17 protein-coding genes are annotated in these 16,588 nt (G+C 69.3%); 5 read left to right on the forward strand and 12 right to left on the reverse strand.

What is annotated here, in order from left to right; translation table 11 throughout:
• The 5 genes from ACXJJ3_RS19780 to nth are packed head-to-tail and all read right to left on the reverse strand — an operon-like array spanning nucleotide 1 to nucleotide 3,939.
• A complete protein-coding gene (locus tag ACXJJ3_RS19780; RefSeq protein ID WP_458171682.1) occupies nucleotides 1-504 on the reverse strand; it encodes a SigE family RNA polymerase sigma factor in 504 nt (167 codons plus the stop codon).
• A 51-nt stretch (nucleotides 505-555) separates the two neighbouring features.
• On the reverse strand, nucleotides 556-1,728 hold the full coding sequence (locus ACXJJ3_RS19785) for a MarP family serine protease (protein WP_458171683.1): 1,173 nt from the start codon (nucleotides 1,726-1,728) through the stop codon (nucleotides 556-558).
• Nucleotides 1,725-2,486 (reverse strand): NUDIX hydrolase, encoded by a 762-nt coding sequence (locus ACXJJ3_RS19790; protein ID WP_458171684.1) that lies wholly within the window; start codon nucleotides 2,484-2,486, stop codon nucleotides 1,725-1,727. Before ACXJJ3_RS19790 ends, ACXJJ3_RS19785 begins: the two co-directional genes overlap by 4 nt.
• On the reverse strand, nucleotides 2,483-3,178 hold the full coding sequence (locus ACXJJ3_RS19795; RefSeq protein WP_458171685.1) for a TlpA family protein disulfide reductase: 696 nt from the start codon (nucleotides 3,176-3,178) through the stop codon (nucleotides 2,483-2,485). Before ACXJJ3_RS19795 ends, ACXJJ3_RS19790 begins: the two co-directional genes overlap by 4 nt.
• The gene (nth, locus tag ACXJJ3_RS19800) at nucleotides 3,175-3,939 is read right to left on the reverse strand and encodes an endonuclease III (RefSeq protein ID WP_458171686.1); all 765 of its coding nucleotides are present in this window, start codon (nucleotides 3,937-3,939) and stop codon (nucleotides 3,175-3,177) included. Before nth ends, ACXJJ3_RS19795 begins: the two co-directional genes overlap by 4 nt.
• A 134-nt stretch (nucleotides 3,940-4,073) precedes the next feature.
• On the opposite strand from nth, the gene ACXJJ3_RS19805 reads away from it, so the two are divergent.
• Nucleotides 4,074-4,751, forward strand: a complete 678-nt coding sequence (locus tag ACXJJ3_RS19805; protein WP_141857382.1) for a Crp/Fnr family transcriptional regulator — start codon at nucleotides 4,074-4,076, stop codon at nucleotides 4,749-4,751.
• A 112-nt stretch (nucleotides 4,752-4,863) separates the two neighbouring features.
• On the opposite strand, the gene ACXJJ3_RS19810 is transcribed toward ACXJJ3_RS19805, so the two are convergent.
• From ACXJJ3_RS19810 to ACXJJ3_RS19830, 5 genes are all read right to left on the reverse strand, one after another.
• The gene (locus ACXJJ3_RS19810; RefSeq protein WP_458171687.1) at nucleotides 4,864-5,799 is read right to left on the reverse strand and encodes a type IV toxin-antitoxin system AbiEi family antitoxin domain-containing protein; all 936 of its coding nucleotides are present in this window, start codon (nucleotides 5,797-5,799) and stop codon (nucleotides 4,864-4,866) included.
• Between the two features lie 165 nt (nucleotides 5,800-5,964).
• Entirely contained in the window at nucleotides 5,965-6,729 is a 765-nt protein-coding gene (locus tag ACXJJ3_RS19815) for an MBL fold metallo-hydrolase (RefSeq protein ID WP_458171688.1), read from the reverse strand.
• Nucleotides 6,726-7,559 carry an NUDIX hydrolase gene (locus ACXJJ3_RS19820; RefSeq protein ID WP_458171689.1) on the reverse strand — a complete coding sequence of 278 codons (834 nt, stop codon included), beginning with the start codon at nucleotides 7,557-7,559 and terminating at the stop codon, nucleotides 6,726-6,728. The genes ACXJJ3_RS19815 and ACXJJ3_RS19820 overlap by 4 nt, the downstream gene beginning before the upstream one ends.
• Nucleotides 7,560-7,565: 6 nt before the next feature.
• Nucleotides 7,566-8,027, reverse strand: coding sequence for a RidA family protein (locus ACXJJ3_RS19825; RefSeq protein WP_458171690.1), 462 nt, complete (start codon nucleotides 8,025-8,027; stop codon nucleotides 7,566-7,568).
• The gene (locus ACXJJ3_RS19830; protein ID WP_130386959.1) at nucleotides 8,024-8,185 is read right to left on the reverse strand and encodes a DUF4177 domain-containing protein; all 162 of its coding nucleotides are present in this window, start codon (nucleotides 8,183-8,185) and stop codon (nucleotides 8,024-8,026) included. Before ACXJJ3_RS19830 ends, ACXJJ3_RS19825 begins: the two co-directional genes overlap by 4 nt.
• A 215-nt stretch (nucleotides 8,186-8,400) precedes the next feature.
• Between ACXJJ3_RS19830 and ACXJJ3_RS19835 the strand changes: the two genes are divergently transcribed.
• Together ACXJJ3_RS19835 and ACXJJ3_RS19840 are read left to right on the forward strand one after the other, a co-directional pair.
• Nucleotides 8,401-9,351, forward strand: a complete 951-nt coding sequence (locus ACXJJ3_RS19835; RefSeq protein WP_458171691.1) for an ArsA-related P-loop ATPase — start codon at nucleotides 8,401-8,403, stop codon at nucleotides 9,349-9,351.
• A gap of 43 nt (nucleotides 9,352-9,394) precedes the next feature.
• Entirely contained in the window at nucleotides 9,395-10,516 is a 1,122-nt protein-coding gene (locus ACXJJ3_RS19840) for an ArsA family ATPase (RefSeq protein WP_458171692.1), read from the forward strand.
• A 106-nt stretch (nucleotides 10,517-10,622) separates the two neighbouring features.
• Here the strand turns inward: ACXJJ3_RS19840 and ACXJJ3_RS19845 are convergent, their stop codons facing one another.
• Complete coding sequence (locus ACXJJ3_RS19845; RefSeq protein ID WP_458171693.1) at nucleotides 10,623-10,964, reverse strand: YciI family protein; 342 nt, start codon at nucleotides 10,962-10,964, stop codon at nucleotides 10,623-10,625.
• A 185-nt stretch (nucleotides 10,965-11,149) separates the two neighbouring features.
• Between ACXJJ3_RS19845 and lon the strand changes: the two genes are divergently transcribed.
• Both lon and ACXJJ3_RS19855 read left to right on the forward strand, forming a co-directional pair.
• Entirely contained in the window at nucleotides 11,150-13,501 is a 2,352-nt protein-coding gene (gene lon, locus ACXJJ3_RS19850) for an endopeptidase La (RefSeq protein WP_458171694.1), read from the forward strand.
• Nucleotides 13,502-13,696: 195 nt separating this feature from the next.
• Nucleotides 13,697-16,054 (forward strand): transglycosylase domain-containing protein, encoded by a 2,358-nt coding sequence (locus tag ACXJJ3_RS19855; RefSeq protein WP_458171695.1) that lies wholly within the window; start codon nucleotides 13,697-13,699, stop codon nucleotides 16,052-16,054.
• A 61-nt stretch (nucleotides 16,055-16,115) separates the two neighbouring features.
• Here the strand turns inward: ACXJJ3_RS19855 and ACXJJ3_RS19860 are convergent, their stop codons facing one another.
• Nucleotides 16,116-16,583 carry a GatB/YqeY domain-containing protein gene (locus tag ACXJJ3_RS19860; protein WP_458171696.1) on the reverse strand — a complete coding sequence of 156 codons (468 nt, stop codon included), beginning with the start codon at nucleotides 16,581-16,583 and terminating at the stop codon, nucleotides 16,116-16,118.
• Nucleotides 16,584-16,588: the final 5 nt, after the last annotated feature.

The following is a 16,588-nucleotide window of genomic DNA, read 5'->3' on the forward strand; positions in this document are numbered from 1 at the left end:
TCAGCTCGCCTCCTCGGCGGTCAGGTGTTCGCGCAGGGTCGCCAGCCCGCGGGCGGCGTTCGACCGAACCGTCGCAGCGGCGACGCCGAGCAACTCGGCGATCTCTGCGTCCGAAAGATCCTCGTAGTACCGGAGCACCAGGACCGCGCGCTGTTTGCGCGGCAGCTTGGCGAGCAGCCGCCACGCCGCGTCCCGCTGCGCCTGCCGCAGACCGAGGTCGTCGTGGACCGGCAGCTCGATCGGCTCGGCCAGCAATACCTCGTTGTTCTTCAGCAACCGTCGCCAGCTGAGGAACTCGTTGACGACCATCGTCCGCAGATAGGCCTCCGGATGGTCGACGCCGCGGATCCGTTCCCACTTGCGATGGGCCCGAGCCAGCACCGTCTGGACCAGGTCCTCCGCGGTGTGGTTGTTCCCGGTCAGCATCACGCCCAGCCGCAGTAGCCGACGCTCGTTCGCACGCACAACTTCGACGTACGAGAGCGCCGGCCCCGTATCACTCATCATCAGCACCGTCACACCACCTCAACGCGGCGGCTACGGGACTCTGCTGCATCAGGTGCAGGATTGCGTTGAGACGTCCTGGGTGGCGGTGGTGCCGGTGCGGGCGTCGGCGGCGACCTGTTGGGCGGTCAGGACGTAACCGGTGCGGTTGTCCTCGACCGAGGCGGCGAAGACGACGCCGTACACCGTGCCCTTGTTCGACAGCAGCGGGCCGCCGGAGTTGCCGGGGCGGACCGAGGCCCAGATCGAGAACGCGTCGCGGGTGACGGTCTTGTCGCCGTAGATGTCCGGGCCGCGGAGGCGTTCCTCGGAGCGGATCCGGGCCGGCTCGGCGTCGAACGGGCCGTTCTCCGGGTACCCGAGGACGACCGCCGACGCGTCCGCCTTACCGGTCAGGTCGAAGGACAGCGGCGTGGCGTTCAGGTTCTTCACGTAGAGCACCGCGATGTCGGTCTCCGGGTCGAAGACCACAACCTTCGCGTCGTACTTCTTCCCGTTCACCTCGACCTGCGGGGAGCTGACGCCGGCGACCACGTGCGCGTTCGTCATCACCCGCTGCGGGGCGTACACGAAACCGCTGCCCTCGAGACCGCGCGAGCAGTTCGCGACACCGGTGACCTTCGCGATCCGGCTGTACGCGTCCCGGACCGGCTGCTGCCGGGCGATCGCCGCGTCCGGCGGCTGCGTCTCCCGGATCCGCTCCGGCACGAACGGGTCCAGGAACCGCGGGAACAGGTCCGTGTTCACCACGTTGTTGAACGACGCCAGCGCCCGGTCCGCGCTGGCCGGCAGCACCTCGTCGACCTTCGCCAGGACGTGCGAGCCGCGAACCGCCGACGTCACGCTCGGGATCCGCGCCCCGCTGACCGCGACGCCGAGCACCCAGGCGACGATCAGCACCGACGCGGCCGCCAGCGCCGCGCCGCCGAGCGCGTCCAGGAACCGGATCGGCTTCCAGGACAGCCGGTTGCGGACCCGGGTACCAATCATCGCGCCGACCGTCCGCCCGGCCGCGCCGAGCAGTACGACGAGCACCAGCGCGACGAACGACACCGTCACGCTCGGTGAGAAGTTGTCCAGGATCTTCGGCACGCCCCAGACCCCGAGCCCGGCACCGACCAGCAGGCCGACGGTCGCGCAGGCACCCAGCACGAAGCCCTCGACATACCCCGAGATCGCCACCAGCGCGGTGACGATCAGCAACGCCCAGTCGAGGTGGCTCACTCCACACCTTTCGGATCAGGCCTCTGCCCGTGGCCGAGGTCGTGCTCGATCGCCGTCATCCGGCGAGTGTCCTCCGACCGGCGTCCTTCGCTGCGCCAGGCCGCCTCGACCAGCCGGTCGGGCAACGGTACGACGTTCGAGGGGTCCCAGTCTCGGTACCAGCCGCCGAGCAGCAGCAATTTGTCCAGCAGGCCGGCCGTGAACCCCCAGATGTAGAGGTCACCGACGGTGAACGCCGGGCCGGTGAAGCCGCTCGGGTGCAGGCAGCTGATCCGGTTCGCCGGGTCGGCCAGCGCGCTCAGCGGTACCTCGTGCACCGAGGCCACCTCGGCCGGATCGACGACCGCGACCGGGGACGGCGTACGCCACCAGGCCAGCACCGGCGACACGCCGAAGTTGCTCACCGGCACCCAGAGCGCCGGCCAGATTGCGAACGGGTCCACGCCGGCCGGGTCCAGCCCGGTCTCCTCCTCGGCCTCGCGCAACGCCGTCCGGACCAGACCGGTGTCGCCGGTACCGTCCTCCGGGTCCGCGCCGCCGCCCGGGAACGCCATCTGGCCGGCATGCTTGCGCAGCGTCCAGGCGCGCTCGGTGAGCAGCACCTCGGGACCGTCGTCGTTGCCGTCAGCAAGCAAGATCAGGACGGCGGACTTCCGCACCGACGGGTCGTCCGGCGGGAGGAAACGGGAGAGCAGGTTCGGGTCGACGTTCTCGGACGCCTTCGCGAGCGGGTGCAGCCAGTCGGGGATGTCGGTCATGGCGTTACCCCGAGCTTGTCCTTGACCAGTTGGTCGAGCTGCTGCTGGGAGGTCAGTACGCCGCGGTGCACGTACGCGATCGAGCCGTCCTTGGCGACGAACACGGTCAGCGGCGGACCGCCGACCTTCAGCGCGCGCTGGATCGCCTTGTCCTGGTCCTTCAGGTGCGGGTACGCGAGCCCCTCCGAGCCGGCGAACTTGACCGCCAGCTCCGGGCGCGGATCGTCGTAGTCGATGCCGAGCATGCCGACCTTCCCGGACTTCGCCAGCTTCGCCAGGTACGGCGCTTCCTCGCGGCAGGGGCCGCACCACTGGGCCCACACGTTCAGCACGAGCGGACCGCGCAGGTCGGCCAGCCGGACGTCCGGCCCATGACCCAGACACGGCAGGCTGACATCCGGCAGCCCGTTGCTGACCGCGGGCTTCGAGGGCGTCGCCGGGCATGCTGCCAACTGATCCGCGCCAGACACCCCGGCGGACGGCGTCGCCGCCCCGTCGGCCTGCTGAGACCCGCACCCCGCCAGCACCCCAACCATCAGCGGCACCCACCACACAGCGCCCATCCGGAGCCGGCGACCCGCACCAGCACCGAGCCACACCCGGAGCGCTCGCGCGCCGCGTTGCGGCGTACCCACACCTGCTCCGCGGAGCGGTCGCCGGGTGCGGGGCTGCGGGCCGTTGCGAGGAGTCATGCCGGGGTTTTCACCAGCTTGGCGGCGGCCTCGGGGTCGGTGGGGCCGGCGCCGTACGACGGGCACCACTGGGCGATCGGGCAGGCCCCGCAGGCCGGCTTCTTCGCGTGACAGCGGCGGCGACCGTGGAAGATCAGGCGGTGCGAGAGCATCGTCCAGTCCTTCTTCGGGAACAGCTCGCCGATGATGTGCTCGACCTTGACCGGGTCCTCCTCGGCCGTCCACCCGAACCGGCGGACCAGCCGCCCGAAATGCGTGTCGACGGTGATCCCGGGGACGCCGAACGCGTTCCCGAGGACCACGTTCGCGGTCTTCCGCCCCGTCCCGGGCAGCTTCACGAGCTCCTCGAGCTTGCCCGGTACGACGCCGTCGTAGTCGTCCACCAGCGCCTGGCCGAGCTTGATCACGCTGTTCGTCTTCGCCCGGAAGAACCCGGTCGGCTTGAGGATCGCCTCCATCTCGTCCCGGTCGGCCTCGGCGTACGCCTGCGCGGTCGGGTACTTCGTGAACAGCGTCGGGGTCACCTTGTTCACCGTGACGTCGGTGGTCTGCGCCGACAGGATGGTGGCCACCAGCAACTCGAGCGGGGTGGTGAAGTCGAGCTCGCAGTGCGCGTCCGGATACGTCTCGGTGAGCACCTTGTGCATCTTCCGGGCCCGGCGGACCAGCTGGGTATGGGTCTCGTCGACGTACACAGGGGCCTTGCGGGGGAGCTTCAGCGGGACCGCCGCAAGCGGCTCCGCGACACGCGGGGATGGCATGGAGGCAAGCCTACGTGGCGGTGCCGACACCCGAGGAGCTACGGTTTTGTGGCGACCGGGTGTACACATATCGGTCGACGGACGTGGCGGATCCCACGTCCGGAGTCGTGGTCGAAGGTCCTAGGAGGCCAAAAGTGGATGCCGCAGTGCTCCGACAGGCACCGCTGTTCAGTCAGCTCGACGACGAGGCCGCCGACGCTCTGGCTGCTTCGATGACCGAGAGCCGGCTGCGCCGCGGTCAGGTGCTGTTCCACGAGGGCGACTCCGGTGATCGGCTCTTCGTCGTCGTGGAGGGCAAGGTCAAGCTCGGCCGGACCTCCGCCGACGGCCGGGAGAACCTGATCGCCGTCCTCGGGCCGGGCCAGATGTTCGGTGAGCTGTCGCTGTTCGACCCGGGCCCGCGGTCCGCGACCGTCACCGCGGTCACCGACGCCTCGCTGATGTCGCTGACCCACGACGAGCTGCTCCGCTGGCTGGACGGCCGCCCCGCGGTCGCCCGCGGCCTGCTGCTGCAGCTGGCCGGCCGGCTCCGCAAGGTGTCCGACGTGGTCGCCGACCTGGTCTTCTCCGACGTACCGGGCCGCGTCGCCAAGGCGCTCCTGGACCTGGCCAGCCGCTTCGGCCGCACCGCCGACGACGGCGTCCACGTCCACCACGACCTCACCCAGGAGGAGCTCGCCCAGCTCGTCGGCGCCTCCCGCGAGACCGTCAACAAGGCCCTCGCCGACTTCGCCTCCCGCGGCTGGGTCCGCCTCGAGCCCCGCTCCGTCGTACTCCTGGACGTCGACCGCCTCCAACGCCGCGCCCGCTGACGCCCAGCCGGCGAACCCTCCAACTCGACGGGCATCTCCTGAGTTGGAGGGTTGCCTCCTGAAATTATGAGGGGGCAACTCTCCAGGCCAGTGGGCAACCATGGTGCGGGCTTCAGGCTCGGGCGAAGGCCTTGCGGATCTGCGCGATCACTCGCTCGGGGTGAGCGAGATCCGCCCAGGTGATGCGGACGACCTGGAGACCGAGGCCGCGGAGGCGGTCCTCCCGGAGCTTCTCCCGGATCAGCGTCTCCCGCCCGCCGTCGCCGTACTTGAGCAAGCCGTCGAACTCCACCACGGTCCGCTCGGCAGCGAAGAAGAAGTCGACCCGGCCGATGAAACCGGCGGCGTCGGCGAACCTCACCTGGAGCTTCGGCGCCGGTAGACCGTGGGTGTGGATCAGCACTCGCAGTCGCGACTCACCGACCGACGCCGACAACGGGTCGCTGAAGTCGAGAGCTGCGCGGGCGGTCGCGCTTCCCGGCCAGAACTCGGTGGCCACCCGGAGTCGCTCCAGGTCGGGCGCGACGCTCGGGTGCTCCCGGCGTACGGCGTCCGCGCTGACGACAGCCGCCTCGAAGGGCGAGATGCACGCCATCTCGTACAACGCCCGCGGCACTGTGGTCACGGCCAGGCCGCCAACGACGGTCAGGTCGGCGTCGGCGAGCTTGCCGCGATGGTGCCGTACGCCGGCAATCCGGCCTCCGCGACGGCGATCGAGGCGGCTGAGGTGGACCTCCTCGAGGTCCGATCCCCACAGCGGTACGCCGTGCATCGTCAGGGCCGACTGGTGGCTCACAGCAACGGTGCCTGATCGCATGGAGTTCATGACCGCGTGGATCAGGCGACGATGCCTCAGCACGTGCTGGTCCCACGGCGGTAGGTGGCTCAGCTCAACCGCCTCGGCGTACTGCCCGTGGCGGAGCCGCTCCCAGCGTCCGTCCTGGATCCGATCGTGGATCTGGCCTGGCGTGTACCCGCATTCCTCCGCCTGGCGACGCGTGTACACCCCGCCTTGCTCGCCTGCTAGCAGCTTCAGCTTCGGGTTCACTCCTCAAGCATCAGCCGAACCACCCACGCCGTGCAGCCGTCACCCCTGCACCTGTGGATAACCCGCCACCACCGCGAACCCTCCAGTTGAGTGGATATCCCCTGAACTGGAGGGTTGCCCGCTAAAAACCTGAGGAGGCGACCCTCCAACTGAGGGGGCCAGCACCTACAGCAGGTAGTCGAGTTGGGCGCGGACCGAGAGTTCGGCGGCGGGCCAGAGGGATTTGTCGACGTCGGCGTAGACGTGTTCCACGACCGCCTCGGGGGTGGTGTGGCCTTCGGCGACGGCGGCTCGGACTTGGGCCAGGCGGTCCTGGCGGTGTTTGACGTAGTACGTCAGGACGTCGGCGGGGGCGTCTACGACGGGGCCGTGGCCGGGGAGGAGGCGGAGTACGTCGGCGGCGGAGTTCGCGAAGGCGCGGAGGCGGTCGAGGGAGTCGAGGTACGGGCCGAGGGCGCCGTCCGGGTACGCGACCACCGACGTACCGCGGCCGAGGACGGTGTCGCCGGTGAGCAGCGAGCCGTCCTGCGGGAGCCAGAAGCAGACCGAGTCGAGCGTGTGGCCGGGGGTCGGGAGTACCTCGATCCGGAGGTCGCCGGCGGTGATCACGTCGCCCTCGGACAGGCCGTGCGCGTGGTCGGTCGGGATCCGGAACTCCGGGTCCACCGCGCGTACCCCGCAGCCCGCCCGGTTCGCGAACCAGGCGGCGCCCTCGGAGTGGTCGAGGTGTTTGTGGGTGAGCAGGACGACCGCGACGTCGCCGGCCTCGTCGAGGACCGCGCGGAGGTGGTCCTCCAGCAGCGGGCCGGGGTCGACGACCACCGACTGCTCGGAGCCCGGGGCGCGCAGGACCCAGGTGTTGGTGCCGTCCAGGGTCATCGGGCCGGGGTTCGCGGCGCGGATCAGGGTGGCGTGGTCGGTGACTTTCATGAGGTCTCCAGATAGGCCTGGTCGCCGTCGACGCGCACCGTGGGCATGATCGCCCGGATCTCACGCTCGCCGGCCGCGGCCAGGATCGCCGGTACGTCGCCGTACCGCGAGAGGTCGTGGCAGCAAACGTACGTCGGGGGCAGCATCAGCATCTCGCCCGCGTCGACCGCCGTCACCGCGTCCGCCGGGCGGATCCAGGTGACCTGGTCGGACTCGCTCGTCACGTCCCGGGTGACCTGCCCGGCCGGGAGCGCGGCGACGAAGAACGCGGTGTCGTACCGCTTGGGCTCGAACTCCGGGGTGATCCAGTGCGCCCACGGGCCGAGCAGATCCGCCCGCAGCAGCAGCCGGCGCCGGTGCAGGAACTCCGAGAACCCGAGCTCCCGGCTCTCCAGCGCGACCCGGTCGGCCTCCAAGTCGGCGCCGGTGGTGTCCTCCACCACGGCGTCCGGTGCCGGGCCGGCCAGCAGTACGCCGGACTCCTCGAACGTCTCCCGCACCGCCGCCGCGACGTACGCCGCCGCCGTCTCCGCGGAACAGCCCAACCGCTCCGCGAACCAGCCCGGCGCGGGCCCGAACCACGAGTCCGCCACCGTCGAGTCGGTCGGATCGACCCGCCCACCCGGGAACACCGTCATCCCCGCCGCGAACGCCATCGTCCGCTGCCTACGCAGCAGGTACACCTGCACGCTGCGGTCGGACGGTACGTCGCGGAGGAGGATGACGGTGGAGGCTGGGCGGGCGGGGGTCGCCGTACGGGAGCCTTGGGCGTACTCGAGGGCGACCTCCGCCATCCGGCCGGTCATCAACTGCGAGGTGAGATCCCGCACGAGCGGTCAGCTGACCTCGACGATCAGTTCGACCTCGACCGGGGCGTCGAGCGGCAGGACCGGTACGCCGACCGCACTGCGGGCGTGGGCGCCGGCCGTCTCGAAGACCTGGCCGAACAGCTCGGACGCGCCGTTCGCGACCTGCGGCTGACCGGTGAAGTCCGGCGTGGAGGCGATGAACGCGACCGCCTTGACGATCCGCTTCACGTTCGCCAGGTCACCGATCTCCGCCTTGACCGCGGCGAGCGCGTTCAGCGCGCACTGCTGGGCGCACTCGCTGGCGATCTCGGGCGTGACGGCGTCGCCGACCTTGCCGGTGGCGATCAGGGTGCCGTCGCGCAGCGGCAGCTGGCCGGACGTGTAGACCAGGTTTCCGGTCCGGACCGCCGGGACGTACGCGGCGACCGGCTTGGCCACCTCGGGCAGCTTCAGGCCGAGCTCGGCCAGCTTCTCTTCCGGGTGGCTCACTTGTCCTCGATCTCCCGCTTGAAGTAGGCGACCAGGTTCTCCGGGTTCATGCCCGGGACGACCTGGACCAGCTCCCAGCCGTCCTGGCCGAAGTTGTCCAGGATCTCCTTGGTCGAGTGGACCAGCAACGGCGCGGTGAAGTACTCGAACTTCTTCATAACAGGGGACTCTAGGGCATGCCTTCCGACCCCACGCCGTCGCGAGCAGGTGCTCGGTGCGGTGCATCGGCGTGCGGGAGCGAAGGTCTCGATGCGGAGCATCGTGGGCTTTGCTCCCGTGCGGCGAGGTGCCGTGCCGAGTGCCGCGCAGTAGGCGTGGGGTCGGGAGGCATGCCCCGGCGGTGTGTTGCGGGACACGTCCTACCCTGGGACCTATGGCGCGACTGCACGTGGTCACCGGTAAGGGGGGCACCGGGAAGACAACCGTTGCGGCCGCCATGGCCCTGGCCCTGGCGGATCAGGGCAAGCGGGTGCTGCTCTGCGAGGTGGAGGGCCGGCAGGGGCTCGCCCAGCTCTTCGACGTACCACCCCTGCCGTACGTCGAGCGCCGCATCGCGCACGGCCCGGGCGGCGGCGAGGTGTACGCGCTGGCCGTGGACGCCGAGGCCGCGCTGCTCGAGTACCTCGACATGTATTACCACCTCGGCCGCGCCGGGAAGGCGCTGGAGAAGGTCGGCGCGATCGACTTCGTCACCACGATCGCCCCGGGGCTGCGCGACGTACTGCTGACCGGGAAGGTGTACGAGGCGACCCGCCGGAAGGCGCACGGGAAGCTCGCGTACGACGCCGTGGTCCTGGACGCGCCGCCGACCGGGCGGATCGCGCCGTTCCTGAACGTGAACCACGAGGTCGCCGGACTCGCCAAGGTCGGCCCGATCCGGAACCAGGCGGACGCGATCATGGGCATGCTGCGCTCCGACGTGACCCGGATCCACCTGGTCACGCTGCTCGAGGAGATGCCGGTGCAGGAGACCCTGGACGCGGTCGAGCAGCTGGAGAAGCTGGATCTGCGGATCGGCTCGATCGTGGTGAACATGGTCCGGAACAGCCCGCTCGACGACGACGCGCTGGCCCTTGCGGTGAAGGAGAAGCTGCCCGCCGCCGAGCTGACCCGCGGACTCAAGGCGGCCGGGCTGACGATCGGCGACGACCTGGTCGAGACGCTCGCGGCCGAGGCCCACGACCACGCCATCCGGGTCGGGCTGGAGCGCGAGAACCGCGACCGGATCGATGCCCTGGGCAAGCAGGTGACGGAGTTGCCGCTCCAGCCCGAGGGCATCGACCAGGGCGCCCTGCTCGACCTCGCCGAGGAACTACGCGGATGAGAAAGCAGAGCCGCGGAGCGGCGCGGGAGTGGGTGGGTGGCTGGTGACTGCTCTTGATTTGGATGTGTTGATCGATGATCCGAAGACGCGGATCGTCGTGACCTGTGGTGCCGGTGGGGTTGGGAAGACCACGACGGCGGCGGCGCTCGGGCTGCGGGCGGCTGAGCGGGGGCGGAAGGTCGTCGTGCTGACGATCGACCCGGCGCGGCGGCTGGCGCAGTCGCTCGGGCTGACCGAGCTGGACAACGTCCCGCGTGCGGTGGCCGGGGCGAACCCGAAGAACGGCGGCCGGCTGGACGCGATGATGCTGGACATGAAGCGGACGTTCGACGACGTCGTACTGCAGCATGCGACGCCGGAGAAGGCCGAGCAGATCCTCGCGAACCCGTTCTACCAGGCGCTGTCGTCGTCGTTCGCGGGGACGCAGGAGTACATGGCGATGGAGAAGCTCGGGCAGCTGCACCACCAGGCCGAGCGGACCGGCGACTGGGACCTGATCATCGTCGACACGCCGCCGTCGCGGTCGGCGCTGGACTTCCTGGACGCTCCGGAGCGGCTCGCCTCACTGCTGGAAGGGCGCTTCCTCCGACTGCTGCTGGCGCCCGCGCGGGGGCCGTTCAAGCTGATGTCGGCGGGCGTGAACATGGCGATGTCGGTGCTGAACAAGGTGCTCGGCGCTCAGGTGCTGACCGACGTACAGACGTTTGTTGCCGCGTTCGACACGCTGTTCGGCGGGTTCCGGCAGCGGGCCGAGCAGACCGTGGCGTTGCTCCGGGAGCCGCACACCGCGTTCCTCGTGGTGGCCGCGCCGCAGAACGACGCGCTGCGGGAGGCGTCGTACTTCGCGGAGCGGCTCCGGGCCGAGGGAATGCCGCTGGCCGGCGTCGTGCTGAACCGGGTGACGACCACGCAGGCCGCGGAACTGTCCGCTGAACGGTCACTCGCCGCGGCCGAGAAGCTCGAGGAAGCGGACAAGTCGCCGCTGACGGCCGCCGTACTGCGTTTGCACGCCGACAAGATGCAGCAGGTCGTCGGCGACCACAAACGGGCCGAACGCTTCCGCCGCGGCCACCGGGCGATCAGGACCATCGAGGTCCCGGCCCTCGCCGACGACGTCCACGACCTGAGCGGGCTGCGCCAGATCGGCGACCTGCTGCACGGTTAGGGCGTGTCTCCTAATCCCGCGCCGTCGCGAGGAGGTGCCCGGTGCGGTAGCTCGCCGCACCGGGTGCCCCGCAGTAGGCGGGGGATTAGGAGACACGCCCTAGCCGTCACCAGACCTGCCGGACCTCCTGCGGCCAGCCGCACGCCTCGGCGACCTTCCCCGCCCAGACCTTCGCCGCGTCGGCGTCGGGAACATCGATGACGGTCAGGCCGCCCAGGTACTCCTTGGTCGGGCCGAACGGCCCGTCGCTGATCTCGAGCCTGCCGCTGGTCGCGTCGGCGCTGAAGGCCTTGCTGAGGTCCTCTTCCAGCCCACCGGCGAACAGGTAGACCCCGGCCTCCTTCATCTCCTCCACGACGGCGTTGGCGAGCGGACCGCGCGACTTGAACCATTCCTCGCTGTGATCGCCCACCCACTGCTGGTTGAAGTAGATGATGTATTGGCTCATGGCTGCTCCGTAAGTCGTCTCGGTAGCGGACTCGTTGCCCGCCTCGACATCTCCACGAACTGAACCCGGCGGATCCGACAGTTCGGATCCGGCAAAGTTCGCTCACGGTGAAATCGGCTGGGGAATTACTTGCTTACACCTGTGGTTGAGCCTGTCAGACTCAATCTTGAAAAGGGTGTGACAGCGTGACCGATACGTTGAATCTTCCTGTACTGCCGCTGGACGACGTCGTGGTCCTGCCGGGGATGGTCGTGCCGGTCCGACTCGCCGACAGCGAGGCTCGGGCGGCGATCGATGCCGCGCAGGCCTCGGGTCAGGACCAGGTGCTCCTGGTGCCGCGGCTCGACGGGAAATATGCGAAGGCCGGCGTGCTCGGCGAGATCGAGCAGATCGGCCGGCTGCCGGGCGGTGCCCAGGCGGCCGTGATCCGGGGTGCCCAGCGGGTCCGGATCGGCGCCGGGACCACCGGTCCGGGTGCGGCGCTCTGGGTGGGCGCGACGGTGATGCACGAGATCACCGACGACCGCTCCGCGGAGCTGGCCCGCGAGTACAAGACCCTCACGACCTCCGTGCTGCAGCGCCGCGGCGCGTACCAGGTCATCGACTCGATCAAGCAGGTCGACGACCCGGCGGAGCTGTCCGACCTGGCCGGCTACGCGTCGTACCTGACGAACGAGCAGAAGTCGTTCCTGGTCGAGAACGCGAACGTGTCCGAGCGGCTGGAGAAGCTGATCGGCTGGGTGAAGGACCACCTCGCCGAGCTCGAGGTCTCCGAGACGATCCAGAAGGACGTCCAGGAGGGCATGGAGAAGCAGCAGCGGGAGTTCCTGCTGCGCCAGCAGATGGCGGCGATCCGCAAGGAGCTGGCCGAGCTGGACGGCAAGGCCGAGTCCGAGGAAGAGGACTACCGGGCCCGCGTCGAGGCCGCCGACCTGCCGGAGCACGTCCGCAAGGCCGCGCTCGCCGAGGTCGACAAGCTCGAGCGGACGTCGGACCAGTCCCCCGAGGTCGGCTGGATCCGGACCTGGCTGGACACCGTCCTCGAGCTGCCGTGGAACGAGCGGACCGAGGACAGCTACGACATCCGCGAGGCGCGGGCCGTGCTGGACGCGGACCACGCCGGTCTGGACGACGTGAAGCAGCGCATCACGGAGTACCTGGCCGTACGGCGTCGCCGCGCGGACCGTGGTCTCGGTGTCGTCGGCGGTCGCCGCAGTGGCGCCGTACTGGCGCTGGTCGGTCCGCCTGGTGTGGGTAAGACCTCGCTCGGTGAGTCCGTGGCGCGGGCGATGGGCCGCAAGTTCGTCCGGGTCGCGCTGGGTGGCGTCCGGGACGAGGCCGAGATCCGCGGTCACCGGCGGACGTACGTCGGTGCGCTGCCGGGGCGGATCGTCCGGGCGATCACCGAGGCGGGTTCGATGAACCCCGTCGTACTGCTGGACGAGATCGACAAGGTCGGCGCGGACTACCGGGGCGACCCGACCGCGGCGCTCCTGGAGGTCCTCGACCCGGCGCAGAACCACACCTTCCGGGACCACTACCTGGAGGTCGAACTGGACCTGTCCGACGTGGTCTTCCTGGCCACGGCGAACGTGCTGGACTCCATCCCGGCGCCGCTGCTGGACCGGATGGAACTGGTGCAGCTGGACGGGTACACCGAGGACGAGAAGGTCACGATCGCCCGTGATCACCTGCTCCCGCGACAGCTGGAGCGGGCGGGCCTGACGGCGGACGAAGTGACGGTCGAGGACTCGGCGCTGCGGGTGCTCGCGGGTGAGTACACCCGGGAGGCCGGCGTGCGGCAGCTCGAGCGGTCGATCTCCCGCGTACTGCGGAAGGTGACGGCGCGGCTGGCCCTGGGCGAGGAGCTCGGTGCGCTGACCGTCGGCGCCGACACCCTGAAGGAGTACCTGGGGTCGCCGAAGTTCACACCGGAGTCGGCGGAGCGTACGGCGCTGCCGGGGGTGGCGACCGGGCTCGCGGTGACCGGTGCGGGTGGTGACGTGCTCTTCGTCGAGGCGTCGCTGGCCGACAAGGAGACCGGGCCGACCGGCGTCACGTTGACCGGCCAGCTGGGTGACGTGATGAAGGAGTCGGCGCAGATCGCCCTGTCGTACCTGCGCTCGCACGGCGCGGAGCTGGGGCTGCCCGTCGGCGACCTGGCCGAGCGGAACGCCCACATCCACGTACCGGCCGGTGCCGTCCCGAAGGATGGACCGTCGGCGGGTGTGACGATGACAACGGCGCTCGCGTCGCTGCTGTCCGGGCGGCCGGTCCGTTCCGAGGTCGCGATGACCGGCGAGGTGTCCTTGACCGGACGGGTGCTCCCGATCGGTGGCGTGAAGCAGAAGCTGCTCGCCGCACACCGGGCCGGGCTCACCACGATCCTGATCCCGAAGCGGAACGAGCCCGACCTCGAGGACGTGCCCGCGTCCGTGCTCGCGGAGCTGACGGTGCACCCGGTCAGCGACGTCCGCGAAGTACTGGAGCTGGCGCTCGAGCCGGCCGAAGTACAGGCGCACCAGTACGCGGCATAACGCAGTACAGAGAGGGGGCCCGGGCGTGTCGCCCGGGCCCTTTTCCTCCTTTTGGATGAACTTTGTCCAGCGGCTGTGACTGAACTCATACGCTTCGTCGTAACCCAAATGGCCGATCCCGTAGTCTTTACAACCATGCGCGTGAGGGAGAAGGGCGACCGGGGAGTCGTCCAATCTGTGGTTCTGTTCCTTGGGGTGAGCGTGCTGTCGGGGGCTCTGGCTGCCGGTCTCGCCATCCCGTTCGCCGGCCTCGCCGGCTTCACCACGGAGAAGACCTCCGCGACGCTGCAGGACCTCCCGCAGCAGTTCGACGAAGTACCGCTCAAACAGAAGAGCACGATCCTGGCCGCGGACGGTTCGCTGATCGCCACCCTGGCCGAGCAGAACCGGGTGCCCGTCCAGCTGAAGGACGTCGCGCCGATCATGCAGAAGGCGATCGTCGCGATCGAGGACGACCGGTTCTACGAACACGGCGCGCTCGACCTCAAGGGCACCCTGCGCGCGCTGCTGCAGAACCAGTCGTCCGGCGGCATCCAGCAGGGTGGTTCGAGCATCACCCAGCAGTACGTGAAGGTCAGCCTGGTCGAGAAGGCGAAGACCCCCGAGGAGGTCGCCGCCGCGACCGCCGACACGTACCAGCGCAAGGTCGCCGAGCTCCGGTACGCGATCGCCGTCGAGAAGCAGTACTCGAAGAACGAGATCCTCGAGAAGTACCTCAACCTCGCGAACTTCGGCGACGGCGCCTGGGGCATCCAGGCCGCCGCCCAGCACTACTTCTCGGTCAACGCCAAGGACCTCACCCTCCCGCAAGCCGCCATGCTCGCCGGCCTGGTGAAGAACCCCACCGGCTACGACCCCACCAACAACCCGAAACGCGCCAAGGAACGCCGCGACGTCGTCATCCGCCGGATGCTCCAGCTGAACGTCATCTCGGTCTCCCAGGCCAACTCGGCCCTCAAAACCCCGGTCATCGACCCCAACAAGGTCCGCCCGAACAAACTCGGCTGCGCGAACGGCCCGTACCCGTTCTACTGCGAGTACGTCGTCGGCGAGCTCGAGAACAACCCGGCCTTCGGCAAGACGAAGACCGACCGGTCCAACTACATCAAGACCGCCGGCCTGACGATCAAGACCTCACTGGACCCGAAGATCCAGGCCGACGCCCAGCGCTCCATCGACACCCACTCGAAGCCGACCGACGACGCGATCGCGGCGATCACGATGGTCGAGCCGGGCACCGGCCTGGTGAAGGCGATGGCGCAGAGCGTGAAGTACGGCAGCGGACGAGGCCAGACCGCCTACAACTACAACGCTCCCAAGACGTACCAGGGCGGCTACGGCGGCTTCCAGAACGGCTCGACGATGAAGGCCTTCACGATCGCCGCCGCGATCCAGAAGGGCATTCCGCTCAACTACAAGATCAACTCGCCGAGCCCGCTGGACATGGGCGGGATGAAGTACACGACCTGTGCGGGCTCGCAGAAGATCCCAGCCGGTTACTCGCCGAAGAACTCGACGCAGAACGTGCCTGACCCGACGATGATCCAGGCCGCTCAGAAGTCCACGAACACCTACTTCCTGCAGCTTTCGCTCCGGGTCGGCATCTGCCCGATCGCCACGCTGGCCAAGGACCTGGGGATGTACAACGCCCAGACCCTCGAGCCCCTCCAGCAGGTTGCTTCGATGACCCTGGGCGTCGACCTGGTCACGCCGCTGCAGCTCGCGAACGCGTACGCCGCGTTCGCCGCGCGCGGCATGTACTGCACCCCGTGGGCCATCACCTCCGTCAAGGACTCGGCCGGCAAGCCGGTCAACATCCCGGGCGCGAACTGCAAGCAGGTGCTGGAGCCTGGGGTCGCCGACGGTGTCAACGCCGTGCTGCACCAGGTGATGGAGACAGGCGGCACAGGTAGCAAGCTGAAGTTCGGGACGAGCGACCTCGCTGGCAAGACCGGAACGATCAACGACGCCAAGGCGGTCTGGTACGCCGGCTACTCGACCAAGCTCGCAGCGGCCGCGACCGTGGCGGATGCGTCCCTGCCCTACCGGAAGCTGATCGGCCAGACCCTCAACGGCCAGACGATGGGCGATGCCTCCGGTTCCGGGACCGCCGGGCCGATCTGGGAGGCGGCGATGAAGGCTGCGCTGCAGGGGACCCCGACGACGCACTTTGTGGCGCCGTCGGACAAGACGCAGCGGGGTGACGTCACGGATCTGCCGTTCGTGAACGGGATGAACCCGCAGGACGCGTCCAACAAGCTGAAGCAGATGGGCTTCCAGGTCACCATTGCGTCCGGGACGGTGAACTCTGAGGAGACTGCCGGCACGGTCGCCTACACGGACCCCCGGCAGCGTGACGGGGCTCCCGCCGGCTCGCTCGTCACGATCTACGTCTCCAACGGCAGCAAGAAGAACCAGCCGAGCTCCCAGAACACCCCGAAGCCCCCGACCAGCACCACCACCATCAACCCCAACTGCCCACCGTGGAACCCGAAGTACCCCAACTGTGGTGGTGGCGGAGGCGGCGGTGGTGGCGGCCGCGGGCACGGCTAACAACGTGGAGGGCCTCGTCCGGCAACGGACGAGGCCCTCTGTTCGTTTCAGGCGCTTCGCTTCAGACGCCGAGCTGGCGCTTTACTTCGGCGGAGACGATGGCGCCGTCGGCCTTGCCCTTGACCTTGGGTTGGAGGGCGCCCATGACCTTGCCGATGCCGCGGGGGCCCAGTTCGGCGGCGCCGGTGACGGCGATGGTCTCGGTGACCAGGGTCTTGATCTCGTCTTCGGTGAGCTGCTCGGGCAGGTACTCGGCGAGGATGTCCGCCTCGGCCTGTTCCTTGTCGGCGAGTTCGGCGCGGCCGGCGTCGCGGTAGGCGGTGACGGATTCGCGGCGCTTCTTCGCCTCGGAGCTGAGTACGTCGACGATCTCGGCGTCGCTGAGCTCGCGGGCCTCCTTGCCGGACACCTCCGCCTTGGTGATCGCGGTGAGCGCCATCCGCAGCGTCGACTTGCGGATCTCGTCGCGCGCCTTGAGGGCGGCGGTCATGTCGTCGTGCAGGCGCTGCTTCATTCCGGAGTTGGACATACCAG

The sequence above is a fragment of the Kribbella sp. WER1 genome (assembly GCF_054189145.1).

Coding starts and splice junctions, on each gene's coding strand:
- ACXJJ3_RS19780 (WP_458171682.1), bottom strand. CDS start 504: ATGAGTGATACGGGGCCGGCGCTCTCGTACGTCGAAGTTGTGCGTGCG.
- ACXJJ3_RS19790 (WP_458171684.1), bottom strand. CDS start 2,486: ATGACCGACATCCCCGACTGGCTGCACCCGCTCGCGAAGGCGTCCGAG.
- ACXJJ3_RS19795 (WP_458171685.1), bottom strand. CDS start 3,178: ATGACTCCTCGCAACGGCCCGCAGCCCCGCACCCGGCGACCGCTCCGC.
- nth (WP_458171686.1), bottom strand. CDS start 3,939: ATGCCATCCCCGCGTGTCGCGGAGCCGCTTGCGGCGGTCCCGCTGAAG.
- ACXJJ3_RS19815 (WP_458171688.1), bottom strand. CDS start 6,729: ATGAAAGTCACCGACCACGCCACCCTGATCCGCGCCGCGAACCCCGGC.
- ACXJJ3_RS19830 (WP_130386959.1), bottom strand. CDS start 8,185: ATGAAGAAGTTCGAGTACTTCACCGCGCCGTTGCTGGTCCACTCGACC.
- ACXJJ3_RS19835 (WP_458171691.1), top strand. CDS start 8,401: ATGGCGCGACTGCACGTGGTCACCGGTAAGGGGGGCACCGGGAAGACA.
- ACXJJ3_RS19845 (WP_458171693.1), bottom strand. CDS start 10,964: ATGAGCCAATACATCATCTACTTCAACCAGCAGTGGGTGGGCGATCAC.
- ACXJJ3_RS19860 (WP_458171696.1), bottom strand. CDS start 16,583: ATGTCCAACTCCGGAATGAAGCAGCGCCTGCACGACGACATGACCGCC.